The following is a 2,622-nucleotide window of genomic DNA, read 5'->3' as shown; positions in this document are numbered from 1 at the left end:
CGGTGTCTATCGAAGAGATGAGGTTAATATGAGGTCCGTCACAAACCTGCATATAGATGTGATTGTTTGCATTTTTTCGGATCAATTGATTTCCGCTTGCGCCCCAATATATGGTACTTGAATTTACACCCATGGCAGCAGGAGCAAATTTTACCCAGTATTCAACCGAATATTCTGCAGGTTGCCACGTTAAATCAGGAATGGAATACCTGCGGCCGTCTGTTGTGCTGATTGCAGACATCGCATAATTGTTTGTCGTCTGAATTTGTCCGGCAACAATCAAATCAAGCTCCTCTGTTTTTGTACCACTTGTAGAAGTAGTAGTAAGCGTTAAATGATATGTTCCATGTACGGAAGGGTTGATCGCACTCAATACGAGGTTTACATGTTGTCCCGGATTGATTGTCTGCGGGAAATTGGATGTTACGCCAGCAGGAAGATTCGATACGTTAAAAGTGACGGGATTCGTATATCCACCCAGGGATTGTGCAATGAATTCATAAGAAATCGAAGAACTACATGCACGCTTCAAGGTGTCATAGCTGTAAATCGCATAATCAGGAGGCAATGCGTTGTCGTAAATGGTAAAATTCGATGGATTGATATTGAAGAAAATTCCATTTCCTTTCACCATGATTCGTGCAGCGCTTGTTGCTGTTCCATTCGGAATGGTTACAGCCTGGGAACCGTCATTCGGAGTACTTGCCGTAAGTACCACCGGGAAAGTGACACCTCCGTCTGTTGAAAGTAAGATTTCCACATTGGCAGCACTTACCGGAGCAGCAGTTGTTCCTGCAATGTCCCAGTTTACGGTAATGGTTTGTAATTCTGTGACTACATCTCCTGCAACCGGAGTATTGACCTTGAATGGTCCCGAATTTCCGTCCACGTGAACCGTTTCAAACGTCATATTGACTCCGCCAACCGAATCGCGAACCAGGCAGCGCACGTGAATATCACGCGTCACCCAGGGAAGATGAGAGTAAGGATCATCCACTCCTGAAACCAGGTTGCTTAAGTATGGAACATAGCGTACATTCCCGGATGCATTTGGTCGTTCAGGCGCGAAAACCAGGTATTCCGTCGGACTGCTGAAAGATGAATCCGGGTATTGCGCCCGGTAACCATCGGTGCTTTGCCAGGAATAATACAGCGGATCACCATCTGCATCTGTTGTGTTGGTGTTTGCCAATACGAAAGGCGTATTTGCCGGCATGTATTTCCCGTCAACAGTTGCTGTAATTTGCGGTGCAGTATTTCCCGAAGGAGATTGAGTGGCACAGGCAATGTGATTACCCGCAATAGCCCATTCTGCTAATGTTTCGATACTGGTACAAGCGAAAAATTGTCCGCCACCACCCATGGTTGATGGTTCCAAAAAGCCAATATACGGGCTGAAACCCGTACTTGGAGTTAATGCGGAAGTATGCGGACAAGTAAAGGTATGTCCGATTTCGTGATTGATCGCTGCAATACTGTTGAATGACGTTACTTTTGCTTTTTGCGTCGTTCCGCAAGGCGCTGTATACGTTCCGCGTGCAGTACCCGTACGGCATAATGCAATGGATAAATTGTAATTGGCATTTCCGATCATACTGTCGCAAATCACCTGGTTGCGGTTCAAAAAGCTATTTGCTCCTCCGAAGTTCGAATCCACTGCAGTGGCATAATCAGGATACGGATCAGCAGCATTTAAAAAAATCATCTGGTCATTATCCGGGTGGAGTTGAAAGCTGAAACCGATTTCCATTTCATACTTAGCGGTAATTGCAGCCATGAAATTGGTTACGAAAGCCAAGCCATCCACAACTGTTGTAATGTTCTGGTCGATCGCAAAATTACCGGTCATTGGAATCAGTACCTTGTTGATATTGTAATGGATTGTTCCATGACCTGTGGGAGGCCATAAGGCTTTGACCTGATCAATTCCCGCACCGACACTTTCAAAAGGAATGTCATCTTTGGATGTATGCAGGGACGAATATTCGCAGGCATCTTCCGAAAAAGGTTCTTCCTGATAATAGCGGTATAATTCGTTTGTAAGCGGTTCAAATCGCAGAATGATTCCATGATCTATAACAACTGCTCGGATGCTGTGATCCGTCAGGGTCAGGGTAATGCTCTTCTCGGAATCTGTCGTGCAGAAGCCTTTATACGTTTTAATCGAAGGATACTTTATTTCCAGTTCGGGAGGAAGGATATGTGTTTGTGACAAGGTAAATGTCAGCTCTTCCATACCGGTTCCCAAAGGCAATTTAAAATTATCCGGGGTTTGTTGCAGGTATCCGTTCAGCTTTCCTGAAGGGATTTGGATCTCTTTACTTTGAGACCAGGTCCATGATGCAAAAAGCAACATGCTAAATAATAGTTTTGTCTTCATAATAGTTCTTCTTAAATCTAAATTAATGATTCAAATGAATGTGATGATATATTTTTAACACAAACGTCAATATTTAGTGAAATAATTTTAAGTTCTAAGCATCCGTTTTCAATTCCCGCTCGTAGAGATAAAGTCATTCAGTAAAGAATTTTTACCACATTGGAGCGTAAAAAATGATTCCCGACTTGTTCGGGCCGGGAATCGTGATGACATTAGTTTACTGCGTTTACAAGGAGTTTTTT

1 protein-coding gene is annotated in these 2,622 nt (G+C 43.6%); it reads right to left on the bottom strand.

The genetic code is table 11. The annotated features are described in order from the left end of the window. A partial coding sequence (locus Q1V93_RS01335) for a reprolysin-like metallopeptidase (protein WP_300660420.1) occupies positions 1 to 2,380 on the bottom strand: 2,380 nt, incomplete at its 3' end. Positions 2,381 to 2,622: the final 242 nt, after the last annotated feature.

It is taken from the genome of Fluviicola sp. (assembly GCF_030151805.1).
Lineage (GTDB): Bacteria > Bacteroidota > Bacteroidia > Flavobacteriales_D > Crocinitomicaceae > Fluviicola.
This window is presented reverse-complemented; position numbering and strand designations above follow the sequence as displayed.